Genomic DNA, 3,981 nt, shown 5'->3' with positions numbered 1-3,981 from the left:
CATTGACTATGATAGTACCGCCGTTGAATTCAGCTGTTCTGTCATAGTCGAAGGAGGACATCTGTGCTGTGATGTTAATAGTTCCGCCGTTAACATATATCGAGCCGTTTGAGTCGATGGCGTCTGTATCGCCCTGTCCCATAGTTACATTGACATTTCCGCCGTTGAATAAAATAGCTGTTTCGTAAGCGTTTGAGCTTGCAGAAGCGTTGATTCCGTCATCACTTGCATTGATATTGATATTGCCCTCGTTGATGACTATGTATGTAGCTTCAAGTCCCTCTGGAGCGGTGATATCAAGAGTTCCGCCGTCTATCTGAAGAACTGCACAAGCCTGTATGCCGTCACTTTCGCCGTTGATAGTGAATGTGCCGCCTGATATAGTGATAGTGCCCTCGGCTTCGTCATTCTCGCAGTGGAAGCCGTCTTTGTTTGTGATGACATTGAATGTTCCGTCGTTAACAGAGATAGAGTCGTTTGCTTCAAAAGCGTCGAGTGCAGAGGTAACATTATATGTGCCGCCTGTTATCTTCATATCGTCCTTTGATGTGATACCGTTGCCGTAGTTTGATGTAACATTGAGAGTGCCCGTACCGTTGAGTACAAGGTCATCCTTTGAGTAAATGACTGCGTCGGTGTTGTTCTCGCCGTCAGCTGTGAACTGTCCGCTGACTGTAAGTGTATTATCAGTGTCGGTAGTGGTTATGAAGACCTTATCTGCTGAGAGAACATATATAGCAGGAAAGTCTTCATTATCGATATTTACTCCGTCGAGTACAAGCTGAACCTTTGCGGAATCTTCTGCATTGATTCTGATAGTGCAGTTTTCAGCGCTGCCGCTTATAGTATACACGCCCTCATCGGTAATGTCAATTGTCTTATTATCGGCAACTGTTATATTCTGTGCTTCACTTGTATCTGCGGTCTGTTCAAGGTCCCGCTGAGTGTATGTAGTTTCCTCTGTTTCGTTTGAAAGCTGTTTTACTTCAATGGCTTCGTCACTTTCGTCAACAGAATACTCAGTTGACTTTTCTGCTGTGACCGATTCTTTTGTGTCTGATACAGAAGTTGCTGTCTTTGCAGTTGATGAAGTGTTCTGTGATACAGATAGGTCGCCGCATCCTGTCATTGAAGCTAATGCTAATGCCATTATCATTGCTGATGTAATATATGTTTTTTTCATAATAATACTTCCTTTCGCTGGGAGAGTTGTGTTTGTTTCTATGATTGTATAATATCGCATATATTTGAGAAGATAATGGAACGAAAGTGGAATTATACTGCATGAATGTGGAATCTTTGCTTCCAATCTGTGAGAGATACGTGAAATTGTTTTATGGTATTGAATTATGCAAAAAAGTCCTCACAGCCGAGCTATGAGGACTCATCGTCTTTTATTCAGATAAACACATTAACGTGATTATCACACCACTTGAACTCATATTCGATACCGATAGCAACATTCAGCTCATCATTGATAAAGACCTGATGAAGGATGAATATATCTGTGGACATCCCGGTATCAATACATCAACAGTCCGCCTGCTCCGTGATGGTATGCTCAAATATGTCCGTGCGGCTAAGCATACCCCCACTTTTATTGACCTTCCAACGGAGTGATACGTATATTTGCATTGGAGCTTGGTAACGACATCAAAGGTATAGAACGCAGAAAAGCATATATCGAGGGGCTTATTGAGAAACTTCCGAAGCCTGATATCGTAGTTCTGCCCGAGCTTGCCATATGCAGTTATATGGCAAGTCAGAAGATATGGAAACTTGCAGATGATTGCGGTCGTGACGCAAGCCAGTGGACTGTAAGCATAGCCAAAAAATACAATACCTATATCGGAGCAGGCTATCTCGACAAGGAGAACGGCGACTACTATAACCGCTATATGATCGCAGGTCCTGACGGTGTATGTGGTGTTGTTACCAAGTCTGAGGGCGAATCAGCAGTTTTCAAGCGCGGGGACTTCGGCAGTATTATTCATACTCCATTTGGAAATGTTGGTGTGGGTATATGCTACGATTCACGCCGCAAGCACTTCTATGATAACATCAGGAATGACGAACTTTCACTGATACTATTTCCGAATGGTTCACCTGCAGATCCGAATAAACCAAATAAAGAACGCAATGAAAATGACAAGCGCTGTATGGCTTATATTGAGGCATTCGGAGTTCCTGTTGTCTACGTGAACAGTATAGGTGAGCTTGAATATATGCCTGGCAAAATGGGCGCAATGATGAAAAAATATGGTTTCAGAATGAATGGCATGAGCAGGATATATGCTCTAAAATCTGTACCGATAAATACGGATATCACCGATGCTATCGGTGCAGAGGTCGATATTCAGCCTAAGAAAATGTATAAAGAGATACAATTCTATGGTGAGGATATTTTACGCGGCAACTGGCTGTTCAAGCACTTTATCCTCAAACCTGATACAGTGGCAGGTATCAAGTCTTATGAGAACGAACATAAAAAGAAATAGTAATTGTATATGAGAAATTATGAACGTGATGAAGGTTCGAATTCCTCTCTGTCCGCCATATAAGTAAAATAATACGCTTGTTGTCGCCCAGCCGACAAAACCGAAGACCACATGAGAAAAGGACGTAAAAAGCTGTCCTTTTGTTTTCATCAAAAAAGGTTGACAAAGAATACAGAATAGGGTAAAATAAGAGCAGTAAAGGAGTTGAGGACGATGCAGAACGTAACAACTGAAAAAGCCATAAAAAATCAGGTTGCTTCCGCAGAAATGGAAGGAATCCATTTCGATCAGAAAGCACTGGAAATAATAAGACAGTACGCAGATAACGAGATAACTCATGAAGAACTCGTCAGAATAGTAGAACAATCCGTAAGAGGAAGAAACAATGGCAGTCTACAGTCTTGAGGGAAGTCAGGATAGCTGCTACCCTGACACTACCGTTCTTGTAAATAAGCTCGACATAAGGACACAGGAACTTCTGACAGAAGCCGAATCTGTGCTGGTAACTTCATGTTCTGTAAAACTGGAAAAAACAATGAGGTTCGAGAACGTTGACTTTGACTACTACAAGAATCTTCACAGACAGATGTTTTCCGATCTCTACGACTGGGCAGGAACGGTCAGAAAAATAAACATCTCTAAAAAAGGTACTGTTTTCTGCAACGCTTCGGACATAGAACGCATAGGAACACTAAAGTTTGAGCGTCTGAAAAAACAGAAGTTTCTGAAAGAAATGAAAAATGATGAGTTTCTTGACGAGTTGACAGACCTATACCATGAACTGAATATGCTGCACCCTTTTCGAGAAGGCAACGGAAGGACACTAAGGCTGTTTGTAACACTTCTTGTGAGAAATACAGGCAGAGACATAGACTTCAACAATGCTGACAGCGACTTGCTGACAATAGCTACCATAAGAGCTGCACAAGGAGATAAATCACTTCTCAGAAGTGTGTTCGGAGAACTGGTGCTGTCGCCATGACGACGTAGCCGACGACAACAGCAATCACAACAGGCAAAGGGTTTTTCGTTTGTTTTCGTTCTCTGAAAAGAACACTCAATAAAACTAAAATAAACAAAAACAGCAGTAAACAGCCGAAAAGCTGTTCTAACTGCTGGAACTCGTGTATACGTTAATAGCGTATCGAGGGCCCGAATCCCTTTCTGTCCGCCAGAATTAAAAAGCCTGTATTTCGAGGAAAACACCGAAATACAGGCTTTTCTGTTACATACAGAAAGCAGTTTTAAATGAAAATTTGCTGTCCCGTGTGTACAAAAAACAGGTGTAATGCACACTACTAAAAGACAGTATAACGATAAGAAAAGAAGCCAGCTCCCTTTACGGGAGCTGATTCTATTTAAAAATATTTATTAACAAAAAGCTTTCAATGAATGTTACCGTTACTATACTCTTCCAAGAATTCAGCTGCACTGATCCCACCCTTTATCAGGTGACTTAACCTGATCAGTTCTTTAGGACATT

General features: G+C 41.6%; 4 protein-coding genes. 3 read left to right on the top strand and 1 reads right to left on the bottom strand.

What is annotated here, in order from left to right; translation table 11 throughout:
* Window positions 1-1,183 (bottom strand): carbohydrate-binding domain-containing protein (locus tag Q0R37_RS15360; protein WP_294755479.1); only part of this gene is annotated, 1,183 nt, incomplete at its 3' end.
* 433 nt (window positions 1,184-1,616) lie between these two features.
* On the opposite strand from Q0R37_RS15360, the gene Q0R37_RS15355 reads away from it, so the two are divergent.
* From Q0R37_RS15355 to Q0R37_RS15345, 3 genes are all read left to right on the top strand, one after another.
* A complete protein-coding gene (locus Q0R37_RS15355; protein WP_294755477.1) occupies window positions 1,617-2,498 on the top strand; it encodes a carbon-nitrogen hydrolase family protein in 882 nt (293 codons plus the stop codon).
* Between the two features lie 213 nt (window positions 2,499-2,711).
* Window positions 2,712-2,903, top strand: coding sequence for an antitoxin VbhA family protein (locus Q0R37_RS15350; protein WP_294755476.1), 192 nt, complete (start codon window positions 2,712-2,714; stop codon window positions 2,901-2,903).
* Window positions 2,884-3,480: a Fic family protein gene (locus tag Q0R37_RS15345; protein ID WP_022494081.1), complete on the top strand. Its 597-nt coding sequence runs from the start codon at window positions 2,884-2,886 to the stop codon at window positions 3,478-3,480. Before Q0R37_RS15350 ends, Q0R37_RS15345 begins: the two co-directional genes overlap by 20 nt.
* Window positions 3,481-3,981: the final 501 nt, after the last annotated feature.

The sequence above is a fragment of the uncultured Ruminococcus sp. genome, from assembly GCF_946415235.1.
Classification (GTDB): Bacteria; Bacillota; Clostridia; order Oscillospirales; family Ruminococcaceae; genus Ruminococcus.
This window is presented reverse-complemented; position numbering and strand designations above follow the sequence as displayed.

What these genes read in the sequence shown, in the direction of transcription:
- Q0R37_RS15350 (WP_294755476.1), top strand. Translation starts at nt 2,712, where the DNA reads ATGCAGAACGTAACAACTGAAAAAGCCATAAAAAATCAGGTTGCTTCC.
- Q0R37_RS15345 (WP_022494081.1), top strand. Translation starts at nt 2,884, where the DNA reads ATGGCAGTCTACAGTCTTGAGGGAAGTCAGGATAGCTGCTACCCTGAC.